The following is a 21508-nucleotide window of genomic DNA, read 5'->3' as shown; positions in this document are numbered from 1 at the left end:
GACTCCGATCGCCATAGCGATATCCCGCAAGGGCGGTCGCTGCCGACGCGGCTCAGGCTTCATGCCGATGCGGGTGGCAGCCGGCCCCTGTCCGAGCCAGGACCCACCCCGCCCGGGCTGGCCGCCGGTGCGCCGACGCGGCATCGTGAGTCCCCCGTAAGCTCGGCACCCGATCACCGTCCGGGATGGACGGCGCCGCTCGACTCTTCCTCGTCGAAAAGTTCCGCCCGTCCACCGGCGAAGCGAGCTACGTGGTTTACCGCAAGTATAGAGAACGCGCCGGATTCACAGGTTCCCGGGCTGCCGAGGCGATCGACTCTCAGGCTTGCGCGATCCCCTCTGCAATTCGCCGAAATACGTAGTAAATCCCGAGGGCAATTTTACCCTCTTCCGGGTTTCGGCTTGCCTGGCGGGCTCCGCACCGGCTTCACTCCCGGGCAAGCGTGGCGCTGGCGAGTGTCGCGCCAGCGTCTTTCCCCGCGACTCCCGAGGATCTCCGACCATGACCGCCCCGGTCACCCGTGCCATCGCCGCGACCGCGCTCGCGGCCGGCCTCGTCTCCGCCGCCCCGGCCCTCGCGGGCGGCTACGGCTGCACCACCGATTGCTACCGCCAGGTCTCGACGCCGCCGGTCTACGGCACGGTGTCCGAGCAGGTGATGGTGCGCCCGCCGCGCACGGTGAACCACGTCGTGCCGCCGGTCTACGACACCGTGTCCGAGCAGGTGCTGGTGGCCCCGGCCCGCCGCGTCTGGCAGACCTCGATCGACGCCTACGGCCAGACCGTCGGCTGCTGGGTCACGATCCCGCCGCGCTACGCCACCCAGACCCGCCGGGTGCTGGTGCGTCCGGCCCAGGTGGTGCCGCAGGTGATCCCGCCGGCCTACGCCTCCTACCAGCGCCGCGTCCTGGTCGAGCCCGGTCGCTCCGGCTGGGTGCCGGCCAATGGCGGCGGCTATGGTGGCGGCTACGGCGCCGGCCCGGCCCCGAGCGGCCTCGTCGGCGCGGGCCTCGGCCTCGCGGGTGCCGGAATCGGGCTCGGCGCGGCGGCGGTCGGTGCCGGCACCGGCCTCGTCTTCGGCGGCGGCAGCATCTACGACGGCTACTGAGCCGAGCCGATACGCGGCCCGGGTCCGCCCGGGCGTTGCGCGGCCCGGGTCCACCCGGGCCGCCGCCACCTTGCCGCCGGGGGGCTCGCGCCCCACAACCCGGTTCGGCGACGCGGCACGAAGGCCGCGCGCGGACAGGGAGGCGACGGCGTGGGTACCTTCAAGGCGGTGGTGATCGAGAAGGGCGAGGGCGGCGGGAAAGGCGAGATCAACCAGCGGGTCTCGCTCCAGGACTTCGACGAGGCCGGTCTGATGGACGGCGACGTCACCGTCCGGGTCACCCATTCCACCCTCAACTACAAGGACGGACTGGCCCTCACCGGCAAGGCGCCGGTGGTGCGGCGCTGGCCGATGATCCCGGGCATCGATTTCGCCGGCGTGGTCGAGACGTCCTCCCACCCGGACTGGAAGCCGGGCGACGCCGTGGTGCTGAACGGCTGGGGCACCGGCGAGACCCATCTCGGCGCCTATGCGGAAAAGTCACGGGTCAAGGGCGACTGGCTGGTCGCGCTGCCGGCGACGCTCACCCCCGAGCAGGCGATGGCGATCGGCACCGCCGGCTACACTGCGATGCTCGCCCTGCTGGCACTGGAGCGCCACGGTCTCACCCCCGAATCCGGTCCGGCCCTGGTGACCGGGGCGGCCGGCGGCGTCGGCTCGGTGGCGGTCGCGCTGCTGGCGCGTGCCGGGTGGCACGTCGTCGCCTCGACCGGACGGGCGGAGGAGGAAGCCGAGTACCTGCGCGGCCTCGGCGCGGCCGAGATCCTCGACCGGCAGGAGCTGAGCGCCCCGGGCAAGCCGCTCGGCAAGGAGCGCTGGGCCGCCGCGATCGACGCGGTCGGCTCGACGACGCTCGCCAACGCCCTGGCGATGACCCGCTACGGCGGCGCCGTCGCCGCCTGCGGCCTCGCCGGCGGCATGGACCTGCCGACCTCGGTCGCGCCCTTCATCCTGCGCGGCGTCGCGCTCTACGGCATCGACAGCGTGATGGCGCCGCTTCCCCTGCGCCGCGAGGCCTGGGCTCGCCTCGCCCGCGACCTCGATCCCGCCGCCCTCTCTGCGATGACCACGACGGTGCCGCTCGCCGACGTGATCGCGCGCGGACCCGAGATCCTGGCCGGGCGCACCCGCGGGCGGGTGGTGGTGACGATCGCCTGACCGCGCGGGCCGGCGGAACCTTGACGAGACCTCGCGCATTGCCCGTTTCATGAGCATCGCCTTCGTTCGCGAGAAGGAGGGCGGGGAGGCCTTCGAGGATCTCCCCGACCGCCCCGTCTCCCCGCATCCCAACTTCGTCACGCCGGAGGGCCTCGCCCTCATCGACGCGGAACTCGACCGGCTGCACACCGAGCATGCCGGCCTGTCCCCCGACGACAAGGCGAACATGGCGCGGGTGAACCGCGACCTGCGCTACTGGACCGCCCGGCGCAACTCGGCCCAGGTGGTCGAGCAGCCCCCCGGCGATACGGTGCATTTCGGCTCGACCGTCACCATCACGCGCGACGACGACAGCGAGCAGACCTTCCGCATCGTCGGCGAGGACGAGGCGGATCCCGCCAAGGGCACCATCGCCTACGTGGCGCCTCTCGCCCGCGCGCTCACCGGCAAGCAGGCCGGCGACACCGTCACGCTCGCCGAGCACGAGATCGAGATCGTCGCGGTGCGCTGAGCCCGATCCGGACGGGAGACGATCCGAAGGCCCGGCCTCGCCCCTCGCATGTTTCCGCGAGCGGGGACGAGGCCGGGCCGACTTTTTTCGAGCCCGGCCGCTCTCGATCATCCGCCGTCACGGCCTCGGTCCCTTGCGGAGCATCGCGAGGGGTCGATGAAGCCTGGCTCGATCGAGGGGGCCGATCCGATCGCGCAGGCCCGTCGCGATGATCCGGAGCGTATCCCCGCATCGGAACGAAGCCAGGCGACGCGGCGTTTCCGGGGGCGTTTCCGTACCCCATGGGAGCATATGCATGGCCGACGACAAGACCCTCCGGGCGCTGTTCCTGCATCAGCTCAAGGACACCTACTTCGCCGAGAACGCGATCCTGAAGGCCCTCCCCAAGATGGCCCAGGCCGCCCGCTCGGACGCCCTGCGGGGTGCCTTCGGCGTCCACCTGGAGGAGACCCGCGCGCAGGTGAAGCGCCTCGACCAGGTGTTTCGGATCGTCGGCGAGAAGCCCGAGGGCGTGACCTGCCAGGCGATCCAGGGGATCATCGCCGAGGGCGAGGAGGTGATGCGGGAATTCGCCGGCGGCGAGGCCCTCGATGCCGGCCTGATCGCCGCCGCGCAGGCGGTGGAGCATTACGAGATCACCCGCTACGGCACGCTGCTCGCCTGGGCGCGCCAGCTCGGCTTGAGCGAGGCCGAAGACCTGATCAAGGAGACGCTGGTCGAGGAGGAGAACACCGACGAGGTGCTGTCGGAACTCGCCGAGGACGCGGTCAACCCGGCCGCGGTGGCGTAACCGCCGGACCGCCCGGGCGTTGATCCGGCGGGAGGTGCCAGCCATGCCACCGATCGCCGGAATCCTCGAGACGGTCCTCTACGTCGACGATCTCGCGCGGGCCGCCGCGTTCTGGGGCGGGCCGATGGGCCTGCCCTGCCTGCACGAGGACCATCGGATGCGGGCCTACGACGTCGCCGGGCGCGGCGTGCTGCTGCTGTTTCCCCGCGGCGGCTCGCTGACACCGATCCCGACGCCCGGCGGCACCATCCCGCCGCATGACGGGTCGGGCCCGCTCCACCTCGCCCTGTCGATCCCGGCCGATGCGCTCGACGCCTGGGAGCGGCACCTCGCGGCGCACGGCATCGTGGTCGAGGGCCGCACCACATGGCCGCGAGGCGGCACCAGCCTGTACTTCCGCGACCCCGACGGCCACCTGGTCGAACTGGCGACGCCGGGACTCTGGAAGGGATACTGACCGGTCCCGCTCACGCCACCCAGTGCTGCCCGTCATAGGCGAACCTGTCCGGCTGACAGGCGAGTGCCGAAAGGCCGGCGAGCGCCGGGTCGGCGATGGTGATGACGCAGGTCGGGATCTGCGTCATGCGATCGGAGAAGGGCGGCTTGTGCTCGAAGGCGCGGCGGAAGGTGCCGTCGTTCAGCACGTCGAGGATGCGGGGCACGATGCCGCCGCCGATATAGACCCCGCCGGTGGCGAGGAAGGTCAGGGCGAGGTCGCCGCAGAGCCGTCCGAGCAGCTTGGAGAAGACCTGCAGGGTGCGCCGCGCCGCCGGGTCCTCGCCGGACATGCCCCGCTCGGTGATGTCCTTCGGGTCGGCCTCACCGCCGCCGAGACCGGCATGGAGCCGGGTGAGGCCGGGGCCGGAGAGCAGCGATTCGACGGTGATGCGCCCCTCGATCCGGGCGAGGTTCGGCCAGAACGCCGCTTCCTCCGCGTCGCTTGGCCCGAAATCGATGTGGCCGGCTTCCGTCGAGACGATGGCGAGCTGCTTGCCGTAGGGCACGAGCGCCGCGGCGCCGAAGCCGGTGCCGGGGCCGAGCACCAGCCGCGCCCCCCCATCGGGACAGAGCGTCGGGCCGATCTGCTCCAGGATCGAGCGGTCGCGACCCGCCGGATCGAGGGCGGCGGCGCCGGCCGCCACCGGGACGTAATCGTTGACGACCCGGCAGCTCCTCAGGTCGAAATCGCGACCGATCCGCTCGCCCTCGATCACCCAATGGGCATTGGTGAGGTGGACCGACGGCCCGTCGACCCGGGCGGCCACCGCCAGGATCGCGGAGCGGGGCGGGGCGACGTCGCTCGTGTCGAGGGCGGCCCGGATCGCCGCGCTCGGATCGGGAAAGGCGGCGGTCTTCTCGTGAGCGAGGACCACCGGCTCGGACCCCGGCTTCTCCTGCACGGCGAAGCGCGCGTTGGTGCCACCGATGTCGCCGAACAGGACCGGGAACTCGAACATGGGCCGCCGCCTCGCTCCGCCTCAGGGCTACCGGTTATAGCGCCGCGGCGGCCCCGGTCGACCGGTTCACTCGCCTTCCATCCGGCCGACCTCCTTCATCGCCTGCTTGAGGGCGAGCAGCCGCCGGTCGCGGTCGCGAAAAAGCTCGGCCGGATCGCGCCCGCCCCAATCGAAAAAGCCTTTTCCCGCCATCACGCCGGTGCGCCCCTGCGCCACCAGGTCGTCGACCGCCTCGGAGCGGGTACGGGGCGGGGGCGGGCTGTAGCTGGCATTGGCCAGCGCGTGGCGCAGCAGCTCGATGCCGGTGAAATCCGCCTTGGCGAGGTGGCCGAGGATCGGGATGCGCAAGGCGAGCCCGTGGATGATGGCGTCGTCGATCTCGCGGGCGGACGCCACGCCCTCGTCGAGCAGGTGGTAGACCTCGGCCGAGATCGCCGACTGGATCCGGTTGGCGACGTAGCCCGGGATGAAGCGCTTGAGCACGATCGGCACCTGGCCGAGGCCGAGCACGAGCTGGCGTGCCTCCTCGATCACCGCCGGATCGGTCTGCGGGCCCGGCACCACGTCGACGAGGTCGACGATGTAGGGCGGGGTGTACCAGTGCATCACGAGCGCCCGCGCCTGCCGGGCCTCCGGGATCAGCGGGAAGACGTCGAGGTAGCTGGTGTTGCTGGCGATCCGGGTCTCGGGATCGCAGAGCCGGTCGAGCTCGGCGAACAGGGTGCGCTTGGCTTCCGGGTTCTCGGTGATCGCCTCGATGACGAGGCTCGCCCCCGCCACCGTCGCGGCGAGGTCCGGTTCGAGGCGGATGGCCTCCGCCGCCCGCTCCGGCGTCCAGTCGGCGGACACCGCGCCGGCCTCCCGCAGGGTGTCGAGGGCGGAGGCGATCAGGCCCGGCACCCGCTCCAGGGTCTCGGGCCGGCTATCCGTCAATCGCACCCGATGCCCGCCGAGCGCCAGCACCAGGGCGATGCCATGCCCCATCAGGCCGGCGCCGACGACTGCGATCTCGCTCATGGTGTCCTCCCGTTCCGATTGATTGTCGTTGCGTCGCGCCGTCCGCGATCGGCGTCGATCCGCGAATGCCGATTCATCCCTCTCGCACTCTCACCCTGAGATGCCTGGCGGGTGAAGATCGCAGACTGAGAGAAGCCTCGAAGGAGGGCTCCAGGACGCGCATCGACATCTGGAGCCCTCCTTCGAGGTCGGTCCATCGTCGATGGACCGACACCTCAGGATGAGGTCGTGGATGGGAGGGACCGGATGACGAGGCTCACTCCCGCCACGGCCCCAGCCGGGCGATGTCCTTCTCCCGCCGCTCCAGCCACCAGCCGGCCTGCTGCGGCCAGGCCTCGAAGCCGGGCTCCGGCGCCCCGTCGAGGACGCGGCTGGCGCGCACCGCCCAGTTCGGGTCGGCCAGCGCCTCGCGGCCGACCGCGACGAGGTCGGCTCGGCCCTCCGCCACGATGGCGTCGGCCTGGCGCGGATCGACGATCAGGCCGACCGCCATGGTGGAAAGCCCGGTCTCCCGCTTCACCGCCTCGGCGAAGCCGACCTGGAAGCCGTAGTCGCGCCGGATCCGGGCGGCGGTGGCCGAACCGGCGAGCCCGCCCGACGAGCAGTCGAGGACGTCGACCCCCAGCCCCCGCAACTCGCCCGCGAAGGCCAGGGTGTCGTCGAGCGTGATCCCGCCCTCGAGCCCGTCGACCGCTGAGACCCGCACGAAGAGCGGCTTGTGCGAGGGCCAAGCCTCGCGCAGCGCCCGGGCGATGCGCAGGGGAAACCGCATGCGCCCGGCCCGGTCGCCCCCGAACGCGTCCTCGCGCCGGTTGGTCAGCGGCGACAGGAAGGTGTGCAGCAGGTAGCCGTGGGCGGCGTGGAGTTCGATCACGTCGAATCCCGCCGCCTCGGCCCGCCGGGCCGCCGTCACGAACGCCTCGGTCAGGGCGTCGAGATCGTCGCCCGAGAGCTCGGCCGGCATCAGCCAGCCCTCGTCGAGGGGGATCGCGCTCGGCGCCACGATCGGCCAGGGCGCCTCGCCGCGGGCGATTTCCTGGGCCGAGAGCGGGCCGTTGCCCTCCCAGGGGCGCTGCATGCTGGCCTTGCGGCCGGCATGCGCCAGCTGCACCCCGGCCGCCGCACCATGGGCCTTGAGAAAGGCCGCGACCCGGGCGAGCGCGGCGCCGTGCGCGTCGGACCAGATCCCGAGATCGCCGTGGGTGATGCGCCCTTCCGGCACCACCGCGGTCGCCTCCAGGATCACCAGCCCGGCGCCCCCGAGGGCGAGGCGGCCGTAATGGACGAGGTGATAATCGCCAGCCATCCCGTCGGCCGCCGAATACTGGCACATCGGCGGGATCACGATGCGGTTGCGCAAGGCGACGTCGCGGAGGGAGACGGGCGTGAAGAGCGGCGCGGTCATGGGGTGGCTCACACGGTGGCGATCGGCGTCGTCGGCGAGCCGACCGCGCCGGGCAGCCGCAGGGGCGGCGCCGTCAGGAGGAAGCGGTGGCGCCCGTTGGCCCGCAGCCAGTTCGCCAGCGGCGTGAGGTGCCACAGCTCGCCGAGATTGACTCCGAGACGAAACAGGCAGTGCTCGTGCAGGGGGAGGGTGGCGCAGCACCCCTCCGCCGGCATCGCGGGGTGGACCTCGACCGCGTAATTGTCGGCGATGAGGGCGGCGAGCCCCGAATCGGTGATCCAGTTGAGGAGCTTGCGGTCGCGCCCGTCGAGGCCGGCGCAGAGGTCGTGGACGATCGCCGGGTCCGGGTTGCGGTTCATCCCGAGCAGCCGCTCGGCGAAGCCGGTATGCAGGCAGACCATGTCGCCCGGCTCGACCGTGACCCCGTCGGCGTCGAGGATGCGGCGCAGGCCGTCGTAGCCCACCGCCACCCGGGCCTCGCCGAGATGGGCATGGAGGTCGATCATCACGCCGCGCCCCTGCATGCCGCGCTCGGCCAGCCGCTCGATGCCGAGCGCCTGGGCGCGTGAGGGGGCGCCGGCCTCCTCCGGGGTGGCGGGACCGGTGATGTCGGAGCCGGCCCGGAAGCCGTTGTAGTAGACCGGGCGCGGGGTGCCGTCGCCCTCGACGTCGAACAGCGAGCCGACATGGGCGAGGCTGTCCCACTGCGTCGAGTATTGCAGGTGGAGCACCGCGAGGTCGTCGCTGATCACGTCGGTGGCGTCGGGCACCTCCTCGCAGACCAGGAAGTTCATGTTCGGGCGGCCGCTCGCCCGCACGGTCGGGCGGATCTGCGGCGGGTGGCGGCGGGGGTTGAGCACGTTTCCGCCCGGATAGTCGAGGGGCAGGCTGAGGCAGAAGGTCAGGCCCTCCCGCACCTCGGCGGCGCCCTGGCGCACCTTCTCGGGGGTCAGGAGGTTGAGCCGGCCGAGCTCGTCGTCGGGGCCGAAATCGCCCCAGGTCGAGCCCTCCGGCCGGCGGCGCCAGCGCAGCGTCATGGTCGGGATCTCCCCTCACGGTGCGGCCGGACGGCGCGCCGGTCCGCGGCGCGCGCGTCCGCCGCCGTCACTTCTTCACCAGCGGGCAGCGCGAGGCCGAGAGCGGCTGGAACGCCTTGTCGCCCGGCACCGTGGCGACGCGCTTGTAGAGGTCCCACGGCCCCTTCGATTCTTCGGGCCTCTTGACCTCGAACAGGTACATGTCGTGGACCATGCGGCCGTCCTCGCGGATGCGGCCGCCGCGGGCGTAGAAGTCGTCGACCGGCATGTCGCGCATCGCCTGCATCACCGGCGCGGTCTCGTCGGTACCGGCCTTCCGCACGGCCTTGAGATAGTGCATCACCGTCGAGTAGACGCCGGCCTGGGACATGTTCGGCATCTTGCCGACCCGGTCGAAGTAGCGCTTCGACCAGGCCCGGGTCTCGTCGTTGAGATCCCAGTAGAAGCCCTCCGTCAGCAGCATCCCCTGCGTCGCCTTGAGACCCAGGCTGTGGACGTCGCTGATGTAGACGAGCAGCCCGGCGAGCTTCTGCCCGCCTTGCGTCAGGCCGAACTCGGCCGCCTGCTTGATCGCGTTGGTGGTGTCCGCCCCCGCATTGGCGAGGCCGACCACCTTGGCACCCGACCCTTGCGCCTGGAGCAGGTAGGACGAGAAGTCGGCCGTGTTGAGCGGCACCCGCACCGCGCCCCGCACCGTGCCGCCATTGGCCTTCACCACCGCGCCCGCGTCGCGCTCGAGGTCGTGGCCGAAGGCGTAGTCGGCGGTGACGAAGAACCACGAATCGCCGCCGGCCTTGACGGTGGCCTGCGCGGTCGAATTCGCCAGCGCGTAGGTGTCGTAGGCCCAGTGCACCGAGACCGGCGAGCAGGCCTCGTTGGTGAGCCGCACCGCGCCGGGGCCGTTGAACACGATCACCTTGTTCTTGGCCTTGGCGATGTCGGCGGCGGCGAGCGCCGTGGCGGAGGCCGCCACGTCCAGGATCGCGTCGACCCCGCCGGTGTCGAACCAGGCCCGGGCGGTGGTCGCCGCGATGTCGGGCTTGTTCTGGTGGTCGGCGACCACGACCTCGACGGGGGCGCCCAGCACCGTGCCGCCGAAATCCTCCACCGCCATGCGGGCCGCCGCGGCGCTGCCGGGCCCGGTCACGTCGGCATAGGGCCCCGACATGTCGAGCAGGAAGCCGAGGCGCACCACGCCGTCGGAGATCGTCTGGGAAGCCTTGGGCGCCGGCGCCGACTGCGCACGCGCGGTCCCCTGCCAAGCCACGACCTGCAAAGCCATGCCCGGCATCGCGGCGACGAGCGTCGCCGCCAGAAGCGTTGTCCTCACCCGGTCCGTCCTTCGTCGAAGACGTTCGTTCGTGCGGTACGCCGTCGAGGGCGCCCGGATGCATGGTCCTGACAAGCGCCCCCGGTTGTCAACCGCGGGCGAAGCGGGGCGGGCCGGAAAAATCGGTATGGGGGTGCCTCACGCGGCCGGTCCGGCCCCCTCCGTCGCCCCGAGCCAGGGTTGGGCATTCACCATGCCGACGCGCCAGCCGGCGCCGTCCGGGCCGTCGTAATGGTCGAGGCGGGTGAGCGAGCAGTTCTCGATCGCGAAGGCGAGGCCCCCCTGGGGCGGCAGGTTCAGGGCGAGCGCGAGGGCGGCCCGGATCGTGCCGCCATGGGCCACCGCCACGATGTCGCGTCCGCTGTGCTCGGCGGTGAGCTCGGCGATGGCGGCGCCGACCCGGGCCGAGAGATCGGAGAAGCTTTCGCCGCCCGGCGGGCACTCGTCGGCGGGGGCGAACCAGTAGCTCGCCGCAAGGGGCTGGCGCTCGGCGAAGAACCGCGCCCGGTCCTGGCCCTGCCAGGCGCCGAGATTCTGCTCGGCCAGGGCCGGGAGCGCGGTGAGCCGCGGGCCGCTGCCGTCCACGGTGAAATCGCCGGCCTGCCACAGGGCCTCGGCGGTCTGCCGGGTGCGGCCGAGATGGCTCGCGACCCAGACCGCGCCGCGGGGCAGCACCGGGGCGAGGGCCGAGAAGACGTGGGCGTCGCCGCAATCGCAGGCGATGTCGGCGCCGCCATAGATGCGGCCGCCATCGCCCCTGACGGGGGCGTGGCGCACCCACCACCAGCGGGTACGGACGAAGGAGGAGGGGGGAGAGGCGCTCATGTCCCCACTCTTAGCACTGTGCGAAAGCGCCGCCAGGGCGTCACGAGGGGGGACAGGAGGAAGAACCGCCGAATTGCCAGGCCGGCGAACTCTCCCCATACGGGCCCGAAGCAAGCTGGAGCGGATGCGAGCGGGAGCGGATGATGGACGAGGCGGATCACGGCAACATCTACGGGGCGACCATCCCGTTCGCTCGACTCTGCGGCATCGAGGCGCTGGAGGTGGTGGACGGGCGCACGCGCCTGCGCCTGGCGCTCGGGCCACAGCACGGCAACAACCTCGGCATCGCCCATGGCGGCATCCTCTGCACGCTCCTCGACATCGCCATGGGCACGGTGGCGCGCCTCACCGCCGGCCGGCCGGTGGTGACCCTCGACATGCAGACCCGCTTCCTGTCCCCCGGCCACGGCGTGCTCCTGGCGGAGGGCCGGGTGACGCGGGCCGGCCAGTCGATCCTGTTCTGCGACGCCGAGATCCGCGACGAGGCGAGGCGGGTGGTGGCGACCTCGACCGGGGTGTTCAAGCCGGTCGGCGTGAAGGAGCAGGCCAAGGCGTAGAGCGGGTTTTGGGGCGGGCCGCCGAGGTTTCTGATCGGTTTCGGGTTCCCCTGGCGGCGTCGGGGGCCATCTCCGTTCCGGCACGGTCCGATCGAAAGGCCCCGATGACGCACCCATCCGCGACCCGCCCCGCCCCCGGCGGCGCGATCGAGCCCGGCGCCGCCGTCGGCGGCGTGATCGAGACCGACGTCTCGGCCCGGCTCGACCGGCTGCCCTGGGGCCGGTTCCACACGCTGGTGGTGCTGGCGCTCGGCATCACCTGGGTGCTCGACGGGCTCGAGGTGACGCTCGCCGGCGCGCTCGCCGGTGCGCTCAAGGCGAGCCCGACGCTGCAATTCTCCAACGCCGAGATCGGGCTCGCGACCTCGAGCTACCTCGCCGGCGCGGTGCTCGGCGCCGTCGGCTTCGGCTGGCTCACCGACCGGCTCGGGCGCAAGAAGCTCTTCTTCATCACGCTGGCGGTCTACCTCGCGGCCACCGCCGCCACCGGCCTGTCCTGGAGCCTGTGGAGCTTCTGCCTGTTTCGCTTCCTTACCGGGGCCGGCATCGGCGGCGAGTACACGGCGATCAATTCCACCATCCAGGAGCTGATCCCGGCCCGGGCCCGCGGCTGGACCGACCTCGTCATCAACGGCAGCTTCTGGCTCGGCGCGGTGCTCGGCGCCGGCACCTCGCTCGTCGTGCTCGATCCCGCCCTGTTCGGACCGGATCTCGGCTGGCGCGTCGCCTTCGGGCTCGGCGCGTTCCTCGGTCTCGTCATCCTCTTTCTGCGCACCTGGATCCCCGAGAGCCCGCGCTGGCTGATGACCCACGGCCGGCACGAGGAGGCCGAGGCCCTGGTCGCCGGGATCGAGGCGCGCTTCCGTGCGGAAGGGCACGCGCTCACCGACGGCCCGTTCCCGAAGGCGCGACTGCGCCAGCGCAGCCACACGCCGCTCGCCGAGGTGTTCGCCGCCCTCAAGGCCTACCGGCAGCGGGCCTGGGTGGGACTCGCGCTGATGTCGGCGCAGGCCTTCTTCTACAACGCGATCTTCTTCACCTACGCGCTGATCCTGATCGACTTCTACCAGGTGCCGGCGGACGGGGTCGGCTGGTACATCCTGCCCTTCGCCGCCGGCAATTTCTTCGGCCCCGTGCTGCTCGGGCGGCTGTTCGACACGCTCGGCCGCAAACCCATGATCGCCGCCACCTACGGGATGTCGGGGGTGCTGCTGGCCCTCAGCGGGTGGGCGTTCCAGCAGGAGATCGTCACCGCGACGACCCTGACTTTGTGCTGGATGGCGGTGTTCTTCTTCGCCTCGGCCGCGGCGAGCTCGGCCTATCTCACGGTGAGCGAGGTATTTCCGCTCGAGATCCGGGCGCTCGCCATCGCGCTGTTCTACGCGGTCGGCACCTCGGTCGGGGCGGCCGGGCCGGCCCTGTTCGGGGTGCTGATCGAGGGGCATTCGCGCAACGCCATCTTCGGCGGCTACCTGCTGGCCTCGGTGCTGATGATCGCGGCCGGAATCGTGGCGGGGATCTGGGGGGTGGCGGCGGAGCGGAAATCGCTGGAGGACGTGGCGAAGCCGTTGGCGGCCGAGACTTGAGGCTCAGCCCAGCATCTCCTCCGTCCCGCTCCAGATCCCGCCCAACACCTCCCCCGCCGGCACCGCCCGCGCCAGACCCGCCGCCTGCCCGGCCCAGGCCTGCATCCGGCCGAGGTCGCCCGCCTTCGCTGCCGTCTCGCGCATCGCCTGCGTCAGGCCGCGCTGGACCGGATAGGGGGCGGGCGCCGGGGCGTCCGCCGCCGCGGCGGCCGCGACGTACTCGGTCGCGAGGCTGCGGCCGGCGCGGCCACTGAAGGCGCGGGTGACCTGCGTGTCCTCGGGGCGGGCCCGGCCGAGCCCCTCCGCCCAGGCCGACGCGATGCCCGCTTCGGGGCAGCGCAGGAATCCGGTGCCGACCTGCACGGCGCTGGCGCCGAGCAGCAGGGCCGCCGCGGCCCCGCGGGCGTCGGCGATGCCGCCGGTGGCGACGACCGGAATCGTCACCGCATCGACCACCGCCGGCAACAGCGCCATCAGGCCGACCGCCGCCATTTCGGCCCGCGCCGGATCGAAGCTGCCGCGATGCCCGCCGGCCTCCGCGCCCTGCGCCACGACGGCGTCGGCGCCGGCCGCCTCGGCGGCCAGCGCCTCCGCCACCGTCGTGACGGTGGCCCACCAGGCGATGCCGCTCGCCTTGAACCGCGCGACGAGGGCCGGCGGGTAGAGCCCCATGATCGAGGAGACGATTCGGGGCCGGGCCTCGATCACCGCCTCGCACTGCGCGAAGAAATCCGGCGGCGTCGCGTCGCCCGCCTCCGGCGCCACCGCGGGACCGAAGCCGCCCAGGAACGCCCGCAGGCGCGCCTCGTGCGCAGGGTCGCGGACGGGGGCGGGATCGGGGATCCACAGGTTGATCTGGAACGGGCCAGCCTCCCGCACCGCCTCGGCCCAGGCGAGGATCGCCGGGGGCTGCATCAGCAGCGCGCCGCAGGCGCCGAGGCCGCCCGCCCGCATCACCGCCAGCGAGAGCGCCGGCGGGCAGGCCCCGGCCATCGGCGCGAGCAGCACCGGCCGACGCAGGCCGTAGGTCGCCGCGAAGGCCTCGGCGCGGGCGAGGGCGGGATGCGTCACGGGCGGGCTCCGGGCAGGCGCACCCGGTGGGTGCTCCTCGGCAGCATCGGATCCCCCGCGGCGGCAGGCAAGCCCGCCGCCGGAGACGCGAGCCAAGCGTCCGGGGCAGGGGAGACCGTCGCGCACCGCGTCGCCTCCCGCGATTGACTTCGCACCCGCGCAACGCCATATGGCGGATTGCAGCGTCAGCGGCCGATCGCGGTCCGCTCGAGAGGGCTGCGTGACGGATTTCGCCGCGGCACCTGCGCGGCAGGCCCGGCCCTCTCTTAATCGCTCGTCCCTCGGATCGCTCCATCACGCGGGCGGTCTCCTGACATCGGATCGCGATGAAGGCCGTGCCCCGTGCGCGCCTTGCGGCGATCCCGCTGCCAAAATTCAAGAAGATTCCTTTGACCCAGTTCACCGATTTCGGCCTCGCGGCGCCGATCCTGAAGGCGCTCGCCCAGGCCGGCTACGTCACGCCGACCCCGATCCAGGCGCAGGCGATCCCGCCCGCCATGCAGGGCAAGGACCTGTGCGGCATCGCCCAGACCGGCACCGGCAAGACCGCCTCCTTCGCGCTGCCGATCCTGCACCGTCTCGCCACCGAGGGCGCCGGGAAGCCCGCGCCGCGCCGCAGCTGCCGCGTGCTGGTGCTCGCGCCCACCCGCGAGCTCGCCAGTCAGATCGCCGACAGCTTCAAGGATTACGGCCAGTTCCTGAAGCTCACCACCACGGTGGTGTTCGGCGGCGTCACCATCGGCCGCCAGGAGCGGGCGCTGGCCAACGGCGTCGACGTGCTGGTCGCCACCCCGGGCCGGCTCCTCGACCTGATCGACCGCCGCTCGCTGACCCTCGACGGCGTCGAATACCTCGTCCTCGACGAGGCCGACCAGATGCTCGACCTCGGCTTCATCCATGCGCTGAAGCGCATCGTGAAGCTGCTGCCGGCCCAGCGCCAGAGCCTCTTTTTCTCGGCCACCATGCCGAAGAACATCGCCGGGCTGGCCGACCAGTACCTGAAGAACCCGGTCCAGGTCGCGGTGACCCCGGTCGCTACCACCGCCGAGCGGGTCGACCAGAAGGTCGTCTTCGTGCCGACCGGCTCGAAGCAGCAGTTGCTCGCCACGATCCTGCGCGACGAGGCGATCGACCGGGTGCTGGTCTTCACCCGCACCAAGCACGGCGCCGACCGCGTGGTGCGCGGCCTCGAGCGCGACGGCATCGGCTCGGCGGCGATTCACGGCAACAAGTCGCAGCCGCAGCGCGAGCGGGCGCTCGCCGCCTTCCGCGCCGGCACCTGCCGGGTGCTGGTGGCGACCGACATCGCCGCCCGCGGCATCGACGTCGACGGCGTGTCCCACGTCGTCAACTTCGACCTGCCGAACGTGCCGGAGGCCTACGTTCACCGCATCGGCCGCACCGCGCGCGCCGGCAAGGACGGTCTCGCCATCTCGTTCTGCAACGACGAGGAGAAGGCCTACCTGCGCGACATCGAGCGCCTGACCCGCCAGAAGGTGCCGGTGATGGCGATCCCCGAGGGCTTCGTGCCCCCGAGCCGCGAGGAGGCGGCGCAAGCCGTCGCCGAGGCCGAGCGCGACCGGCGCCAGCCCGGCTCGGGCCCGCGCGGCCAGCGTCCCGGGGGCGGCCGCCAGGGCCAGCAGCCCGGTGGGCGCCAGGGCCAGCCGGCGGGCCGTCAGGGCCAGCCGCGCCACGGCGCCGGCCGTCCGCAGGAGCACCGCGAGCCCCGCGCCAACGATGGGCGCGGCGGCCACGAGGGACGTCAGGGCCGGCCGCAGGGCCAGGGCCAGGGCCGTCCCCAGGGCGGCGGACGCGCCGACGGCAACCGCCAGCAGCGTCCGGCGGGCGGCGGCGGCAACCGCGACGGCCGCGCGATCGGCTGGCTCGACCGCGCCCCGCGCTGAACGGCCTGATCAACGCTGAAGAGTGAGAAGCCCGCGCTCCGGACAGGAGCGCGGGCTTCGCGCATTCGGGGTGTTGCTCTCGGCTCGCGTACACCCGACAGGACAGGAGGCCCTCCCCATCCTGTCGCCTCTGCAGGACGCGGACGGTCAGGACGTCATCACGCTCGCCAGAAGATGGCGTGCGTGCCGTCAGGACGACGGCGGGCGGCCGCAGCTCACGCCGCTCGCGCGCCATCCGCGGATGGACAACGAGACGCGGGAAGGCGCGAAACAGTCCCGCTTCCTGCATTTCTGCCCGATCTCGACCAGATTTCGGCACGCCATGGTCGAAAATTTCTGCGATGTCAGTATCGGCCTGAAGAGTTGTCCGGCAGGTCATCGACCGGGATCGATCATGGTTTCCTGATCGTCACTGCCAGCCTCGCCCGTCAGAGCCGGCGGACATCGTCCGGCATGCGGTCGCTGATGCCGATTCGCAGATCGGCATCCACCAGGGCCTGCGATTCGCCGAGCTTGCCGACAGGCTCCCGATCGCGCCCGATGAGGTCGTGTGCCGGGAGCACGTCCGACGAAGCGGATGCCGGTTCGTCGCGGACAATGCGGCCAGATCGCGAGGCCTGGAGAGCGTCGCGAGGGCAACGCGATCGTCAAGCGCTCGCGTTGCCGTAGCGCCGGTACGCGCCCGAGTCTTCATCCGGCCCTCCGAGGGATCGGGTCGCGAGTTTGTCATGGTCGCCGACTCGGCCGCGGCGTATCCGGGACGATGGCAACGACGGCCAGACAGCCGGGCGGAGGACAGCCCCGGCGCTCGTCTGACGGCGAGGCATGGATCGTGCGGTCCGCGATCCGGTGTCGATTCGCTCTGGGCGACACGCGGATGGGACCCCATCTCCAGCCTTCGACTCAGCGAGGCAGGAGACGCCGATGCGCTTCGAACTCTATCGCGACGGCAAGGGCGAGTGGCGCTGGCGCCTGCGGGCCGAGAACGGCGAGGTGGTGGCCGATTCGGGGGAGGGCTACGTCCGTCGCGAGGATTGCGAGCACGGCATCGCGCTCGTGAAGGGCGCGACCAACGCCCGGGTGGTCAACATGACGCTCAAGATCGCCTGAGAACGGGGCTCGATCTCAGGCCGCCTCGGGTCTAAAATTCTTGATATCGGCCCCCGCCGCAAGGGCGGCGGACGCGTCAAGGATCTCCAGGGCGACGAGGCGACCGTCAGCGTCGAAGTCGAGGATCAGGCCGGGCTTGACTTCCTCGCTCTCCGCGACGGCGGCCTCGGCGAAGCGCACGTAGAGCGCATCGGCTTCGTCGTCGTAACGCAGCTTCACGTCGTACGCCTCCTTCGGTCCAAGAATGCCGTGACGATGATGCAGCCGTCGGGCTCGGGCCGGTATACCACACAAAGGACCCGACCGTCGCGCTCGGGTATCGCCGTGAAAGCGCGCAGGAGAGTGGGATCTCGCGCATCCTGCTCCAACTGATCAGGGTGGAGGATCGTCCGTTCGACCCAGCCGGCATCCAAGCCCCGCTCCTCCATCACGGTTCGGGAGTGGCGTGTGTAGGTGAAGCGCATGCGTCGATCGTCCCCGGGTGGCACAAGCCGTCGATCGATCCTAGCAACGGGTCGTTAATCTTTGCGCAACGCATTTCCTTCACGCGCCACACCGTCGGTCCGACACGCAACGCTTTCCCGCCCCCGCGCGTTTCAGCCGTCCATGCCTCGACCGAGAGGCGACCGCCTCTCTCGGGAGGCCCTTTCGCATGAGTAGGACCGACGACGTGCTGAAGACCGTGATTCTGGCGGCCGGACTGATCCTGGGCGGCGCTGCCGCCATGCCGCAGGGCGCCAGCGCCGCTCCGCTGAGCGAGACCGCCGCCCCGGCGGCGACCTCCGCGCCGATCGCCTGGGCGCAGTACGGCTATTACGGCCGTCATCGTCATTGGGGCCCGCGCGGCTACGGCTATGGCTACCGCCGCCATTTCGGCCCGCGCTACGGCTTCCGCGGCCCGCGCCATTTCGGGCATCGCCATTGGGGCCACCGCGGCTACGGCTACGGCCCGCGCGGCTACTATCGGGGTTTCTGAGTGAGGTGATCGGCTGCTGAGCGGAACCGCTTCGTCCGCCGGCAGACACGCAGCGGGCTCTCCTGCGAACAGCAGGAGAGCCTCTTTGCTATATTGCCATATGTCATCTCGATATGACTTTATATTGAAAACATCATCGAATTCGTTCGAAGGAAGCAAACCTCCCCGATTATTCCGATGCATATGAACGTGATGATCGGCAGAATATTTAAGACAGGATTACAAAGAATATACCCACCTCCTCGGCAGCGACGGCTCCACCCGATTCCAAAGACAGGGATACGATTCGCCGCCGTTTGAGGTCACGGCCATCGTGCCCGACGGCGCCGGACGCATACCGATCACTGAGCGGAGCCCGATCCGAAGTCCAGGCGAACGGTGTTCACGGCAGGACGTGGCGCCGGTCCAGAGTGTAACGGCACGCCTGGGCCGGACACGTGCCCGAACGCGGGGGCCTGCGAGCATCGACGCCCGGCGCCCTCCGCCGAGGTGAGCCGGAGGCCGCGGGGGGATGGAAGACTCGGCCGCACCGGTCTATGGCCTCGCCTCCCGTTGCGTGCGGCACCGAGCGGACCCACCTGCCTGGAGGATGCCGCTCCCGCGCGCGAGACAAGGACGTCGCCCCCGCCCCATGCAGATCGAAGCCGTCCCGCCCCAGGCCCACCTGCCGCCCCTTGCCAAGCTCGCCCTGGAACTCGGCCCTCTCGGGGTCTTCTTCTTCGGCAACGCCTACGCGGAAAAATTCGGCTTCGCCGCCGACCAGCGCCTGTTCGTGGCGACCGGGCTGTTCATCGCCGCGACCCTGGTAGCGCTCGCGGTCCACTACGCCTGGGTGCGGCGGCTGCCGATCATGCCGCTCGTCTCCGGCGTCGTCGTGGTGGTGTTCGGCGGCCTGACGCTGCTCCTGCGCGACGAGGTGTTCATCAAGCTCAAGCCCACCATCGTGAACAGCCTGTTCGGGGCGGTGCTCCTCGGCGGCCTCGCCTTCGGCCGGCCGCTGCTGGCCTTGGTGCTCGACAGCGTGTTCGATCTCACGCAGGAGGGGTGGCGCAAGCTCACCTTCCGCTGGGGCCTGTTCTTCTTCTTCCTCGCCGCGGTGAACGAGGTGGTATGGCGCACCCAGACCACGGACTTCTGGGTCAGCTTCAAGGTGTTCGGCATCATGCCGCTCACCATCGCCTTCGCGCTCGCCCAGACGCCGCTCCTGCTGCGCTACGAGCGCAAGAAGGACGACGCCAAGTCGGACGAGACCAAAGCGGAAGGGACGACCTCGGACCACGCCTGAACGAGACGCGGTGCCGCAGCCGGAACGGGCGCCCCACTTCGGGGATTCATCCCGTCATGAGCACCGCGCCCAAAGATCTCGCCGAGACGCCCATGGCCGAGAAGGCCCTGGCCCTCCACCGCCGCCTGTGCGGGGTCTATGGCTGCCCGATCCCCTACTTCCACGATCTCGACCCGGTGAGCGAGCTGATCTCCTCGCTCCTGTCGCACCGGACCCGCAACGCCGATTCGGGCCGCGCCTTCAAGGCGCTCAGGGCGCGCTTCAACGACTGGGATTCGCTCGTCACCGCGCCGACCGAGGAGGTCCAGGCGCTGATCGCGGGCGTGACCTGGCCCGAGTTGAAGGCGCCGCGGATCCAGGCGGTCTTGCGCGCGGTGCAGGCCCGGGCCGGGAGCCTCGATCTGGCTTTTCTCTGCGACATGCCGGTGGCCGAGGCTCGGTCCTGGCTCGAGGAAATTCCCGGCATCGGGCCGAAGACCAGCGCGGCGGTCCTCTCGTTCAGCGACCTGCGGATGCCGGCGCTCCCGGTCGACAGCCACCACCACCGCGTGGCGCAGCGCACCGGGCTCATCGGCCCCAAGGTCGATGTCGGCCCCGCCCACGCGATCCTGCGGGCGCAGCTGCCGGCGGACTGGGACGCGCAGAAGCTTTACGACAACCACGAGATCCTGATGCTGCACGGGCAGCGCTGCTGCTTCCACCGCAACCCCGCCTGCGGGGCTTGCGCCGTGCTCGATCTCTGCCCGACGGGCCAGGCCCGGACGGAGAGCCGCAGGCCCGATCGCACGGCCGCGCTCCACCCCTGATCGGGCTGCTTGACCCCCCTCCCGGAACGGTCCAGAACGCCGCGCCCGCGGGAGTGTGACAGCCCTCGGCCAGGGACCGCCCCAGGGGACGACGAACTCACGATGCCCGCGTTCAAGGAACTGGTCTTCTCCGGCGTCCAGCCGACCGGAAACCTGCACCTCGGCAACTATCTCGGCGCGATCAAGCGCTTCGTCGCCATGCAGGCGCAGTTCGACTGCCTGTATTGCGTCGTCGACCTGCACGCGATCACGGTCTGGCAGGACCCGGCCGAGCTGACGCGCCAGATCCGCGAGGTCACCGCGGCGTTCCTGGCGGCGGGCATCGATCCGGCCCGCTCGGTGGTGTTCAACCAGAGCCAGGTGCCGCAGCACGCGGAACTGGCCTGGATCTTCAACTGCGTCGCCCGCCTCGGCTGGCTCAACCGCATGACGCAGTTCAAGGAGAAGGCCGGCAAGGACCGCGAGAACGCCAGCGTCGGCCTCTACGACTACCCCGTGCTGATGGCGGCCGACATCCTGGCCTACCGCGCCACCCACGTCCCGGTGGGCGAGGATCAGAAGCAGCATCTCGAACTGACCCGCGACATCGCCCAGAAGTTCAACAACGACTTCGCGGGAGCGATCGCGGAACAGGGCCACGGCGAGGCGTTTTTCCCGATCACCGAGCCGCTGATCGGCGGGCCGGCCGCCCGGGTGATGTCCTTGCGCGACGGCACCAAGAAGATGTCGAAGTCGGATCCGTCCGACTATTCGCGCATCAACCTCACCGACGATTCCGACGGCATCGCCACGAAGGTGCGCAAGGCCAAGACCGATGCCGAGCCGCTTCCCTCCGAGACCGCCGGCCTCGAGAAGCGGCCGGAGGCCGACAACCTCGTCGGCATCTTCGCGGCCCTCAACGACGTGAGCCGGGAGGACGTGCTGCGCGAGTATGGCGGCGCGCAGTTCTCGGCCTTCAAGGGCGCGCTGGTCGATCTGGCGGTGGCCAAGCTCGGGCCGATCGGCGCCGAGATGAAGCGCCTCGTCGCCGATCCGGGCCATATCGATGCGGTGCTGGCCGACGGCGCGGCGCGGGCGGAGGCGATCGCCGCCCCCAACATCGCGACGGTCAAGGACATCGTCGGGTTCGTGCGTCGGCGCTGAGCGCCGGCCGCTACCCCCGACGGGATTGGCCCTCTCCATGGCCGCTCCGGAGGTGAAAGCCCGATCCGGGGCGTCCGGCGGCCGTCGGGTGCGCCGGCTCCTGCCGCTCGCCCCACCGCATGGAAACGGCGTCGACGATCACATCCGTTCGATACTTTACAGAACATCTCGACCGATCGTCGGCTATCTGACAATCACCGCCGCATTCGAGCGGCCATAGCTCTCTCGAGCCAGGGTGCAAGCCATGGAGGCGAGAATATCGCTCCATAGCTTCATCTTGTGCGTGTAGATACGCAAAATTATTCTCACATCTTGCCGCTGGCCTTCAGCTGTGTCAGCCGAGTAACGGCCCGGTCGGCCGAATCATCCCGTTGCACATCCTGTGCCCATTCCTCGATCAGGGTGGGGCGGGACCGCGACTTTTGTCTCAGA

At 71.1% G+C, this 21508-nt stretch carries 23 protein-coding genes; 14 read left to right on the top strand and 9 right to left on the bottom strand.

The annotated features are described in order from the left end of the window. The first annotated feature begins 502 nt into the window (after positions 1-502). From miv_RS25235 to miv_RS25215, 5 genes are all read left to right on the top strand, one after another. Entirely contained in the window at positions 503-1108 is a 606-nt protein-coding gene (locus tag miv_RS25235) for a hypothetical protein (RefSeq protein ID WP_058618914.1), read from the top strand. Between the two features lie 150 nt (positions 1109-1258). After that, positions 1259-2266 carry an acrylyl-CoA reductase (NADPH) gene (acuI, locus tag miv_RS25230; RefSeq protein ID WP_058618913.1) on the top strand — a complete coding sequence of 336 codons (1008 nt, stop codon included), beginning with the start codon at positions 1259-1261 and terminating at the stop codon, positions 2264-2266. Positions 2267-2315: 49 nt separating this feature from the next. Beyond that, complete coding sequence (greA, locus tag miv_RS25225) at positions 2316-2777, top strand: transcription elongation factor GreA (RefSeq protein WP_048425459.1); 462 nt, start codon at positions 2316-2318, stop codon at positions 2775-2777. A gap of 295 nt (positions 2778-3072) precedes the next feature. Then, positions 3073-3567, top strand: coding sequence for a YciE/YciF ferroxidase family protein (locus tag miv_RS25220; protein WP_058618912.1), 495 nt, complete (start codon positions 3073-3075; stop codon positions 3565-3567). 43 nt (positions 3568-3610) lie between these two features. Beyond that, positions 3611-4024, top strand: coding sequence for a VOC family protein (locus miv_RS25215; RefSeq protein WP_058618911.1), 414 nt, complete (start codon positions 3611-3613; stop codon positions 4022-4024). 10 nt (positions 4025-4034) lie between these two features. Here the strand turns inward: miv_RS25215 and miv_RS25210 are convergent, their stop codons facing one another. The 6 genes from miv_RS25210 to miv_RS25185 form a co-directional block, all read right to left on the bottom strand. Continuing rightward, on the bottom strand, positions 4035-5024 hold the full coding sequence (locus miv_RS25210; RefSeq protein ID WP_207179576.1) for a glucokinase: 990 nt from the start codon (positions 5022-5024) through the stop codon (positions 4035-4037). Between the two features lie 66 nt (positions 5025-5090). After that, positions 5091-6041, bottom strand: a complete 951-nt coding sequence (locus miv_RS25205) for a 3-hydroxyacyl-CoA dehydrogenase family protein (protein WP_207179574.1) — start codon at positions 6039-6041, stop codon at positions 5091-5093. Between the two features lie 256 nt (positions 6042-6297). After that, positions 6298-7446: an NADH:flavin oxidoreductase/NADH oxidase gene (locus miv_RS25200; protein WP_207179572.1), complete on the bottom strand. Its 1149-nt coding sequence runs from the start codon at positions 7444-7446 to the stop codon at positions 6298-6300. A gap of 8 nt (positions 7447-7454) precedes the next feature. Further along, on the bottom strand, positions 7455-8483 hold the full coding sequence (locus miv_RS25195) for a cyclase family protein (RefSeq protein WP_048425465.1): 1029 nt from the start codon (positions 8481-8483) through the stop codon (positions 7455-7457). A 67-nt stretch (positions 8484-8550) separates the two neighbouring features. Next, on the bottom strand, positions 8551-9774 hold the full coding sequence (locus miv_RS25190) for an ABC transporter substrate-binding protein (protein ID WP_425312992.1): 1224 nt from the start codon (positions 9772-9774) through the stop codon (positions 8551-8553). Between the two features lie 177 nt (positions 9775-9951). Further along, entirely contained in the window at positions 9952-10638 is a 687-nt protein-coding gene (locus miv_RS25185) for a histidine phosphatase family protein (RefSeq protein ID WP_048425466.1), read from the bottom strand. 143 nt (positions 10639-10781) lie between these two features. On the opposite strand from miv_RS25185, the gene miv_RS25180 reads away from it, so the two are divergent. Together miv_RS25180 and miv_RS25175 are read left to right on the top strand one after the other, a co-directional pair. Then, positions 10782-11195, top strand: a complete 414-nt coding sequence (locus miv_RS25180) for a PaaI family thioesterase (protein ID WP_425312940.1) — start codon at positions 10782-10784, stop codon at positions 11193-11195. A gap of 104 nt (positions 11196-11299) precedes the next feature. Beyond that, positions 11300-12781 (top strand): MFS transporter, encoded by a 1482-nt coding sequence (locus tag miv_RS25175; RefSeq protein WP_207179568.1) that lies wholly within the window; start codon positions 11300-11302, stop codon positions 12779-12781. 3 nt (positions 12782-12784) lie between these two features. Here miv_RS25175 and miv_RS25170 read toward each other — a convergent pair whose 3' ends face one another. Beyond that, positions 12785-13852, bottom strand: coding sequence for an NAD(P)H-dependent flavin oxidoreductase (locus miv_RS25170; protein WP_207179566.1), 1068 nt, complete (start codon positions 13850-13852; stop codon positions 12785-12787). 389 nt (positions 13853-14241) lie between these two features. Between miv_RS25170 and miv_RS25165 the strand changes: the two genes are divergently transcribed. From miv_RS25165 to miv_RS25155, 3 genes are all read left to right on the top strand, one after another. Then, positions 14242-15756, top strand: a complete 1515-nt coding sequence (locus miv_RS25165; RefSeq protein ID WP_058619284.1) for a DEAD/DEAH box helicase — start codon at positions 14242-14244, stop codon at positions 15754-15756. Between the two features lie 22 nt (positions 15757-15778). Next, positions 15779-16162 (top strand): hypothetical protein, encoded by a 384-nt coding sequence (locus tag miv_RS25160; RefSeq protein WP_207179564.1) that lies wholly within the window; start codon positions 15779-15781, stop codon positions 16160-16162. Between the two features lie 518 nt (positions 16163-16680). Then, positions 16681-16866, top strand: coding sequence for a YegP family protein (locus miv_RS25155; RefSeq protein WP_207179561.1), 186 nt, complete (start codon positions 16681-16683; stop codon positions 16864-16866). A gap of 15 nt (positions 16867-16881) precedes the next feature. Here the strand turns inward: miv_RS25155 and miv_RS25150 are convergent, their stop codons facing one another. Next, positions 16882-17085: a DUF2283 domain-containing protein gene (locus tag miv_RS25150; RefSeq protein ID WP_048430857.1), complete on the bottom strand. Its 204-nt coding sequence runs from the start codon at positions 17083-17085 to the stop codon at positions 16882-16884. Then, the gene (locus miv_RS25145) at positions 17082-17330 is read right to left on the bottom strand and encodes a DUF4258 domain-containing protein (RefSeq protein ID WP_207179559.1); all 249 of its coding nucleotides are present in this window, start codon (positions 17328-17330) and stop codon (positions 17082-17084) included. The genes miv_RS25150 and miv_RS25145 overlap by 4 nt, the downstream gene beginning before the upstream one ends. A gap of 188 nt (positions 17331-17518) precedes the next feature. On the opposite strand from miv_RS25145, the gene miv_RS25140 reads away from it, so the two are divergent. The 4 genes from miv_RS25140 to trpS all read left to right on the top strand — a co-directional run bounded on the left by miv_RS25140 (position 17519) and on the right by trpS (position 21076). Then, on the top strand, positions 17519-17842 hold the full coding sequence (locus miv_RS25140) for a hypothetical protein (RefSeq protein ID WP_244276405.1): 324 nt from the start codon (positions 17519-17521) through the stop codon (positions 17840-17842). Between the two features lie 631 nt (positions 17843-18473). Continuing rightward, positions 18474-19127: a septation protein A gene (locus miv_RS25135; RefSeq protein WP_048430854.1), complete on the top strand. Its 654-nt coding sequence runs from the start codon at positions 18474-18476 to the stop codon at positions 19125-19127. Positions 19128-19183: 56 nt separating this feature from the next. Then, positions 19184-19933 carry an endonuclease III domain-containing protein gene (locus tag miv_RS25130; RefSeq protein WP_207179557.1) on the top strand — a complete coding sequence of 250 codons (750 nt, stop codon included), beginning with the start codon at positions 19184-19186 and terminating at the stop codon, positions 19931-19933. A gap of 102 nt (positions 19934-20035) precedes the next feature. After that, positions 20036-21076 carry a tryptophan--tRNA ligase gene (gene trpS / locus miv_RS25125; protein ID WP_207179554.1) on the top strand — a complete coding sequence of 347 codons (1041 nt, stop codon included), beginning with the start codon at positions 20036-20038 and terminating at the stop codon, positions 21074-21076. Positions 21077-21508: the final 432 nt, after the last annotated feature.

The sequence above is a fragment of the Methylobacterium indicum genome (assembly GCF_017347565.1).
GTDB classification, from domain to species: domain Bacteria; phylum Pseudomonadota; class Alphaproteobacteria; order Rhizobiales; family Beijerinckiaceae; genus Methylobacterium; species Methylobacterium indicum.
This window is presented reverse-complemented; position numbering and strand designations above follow the sequence as displayed.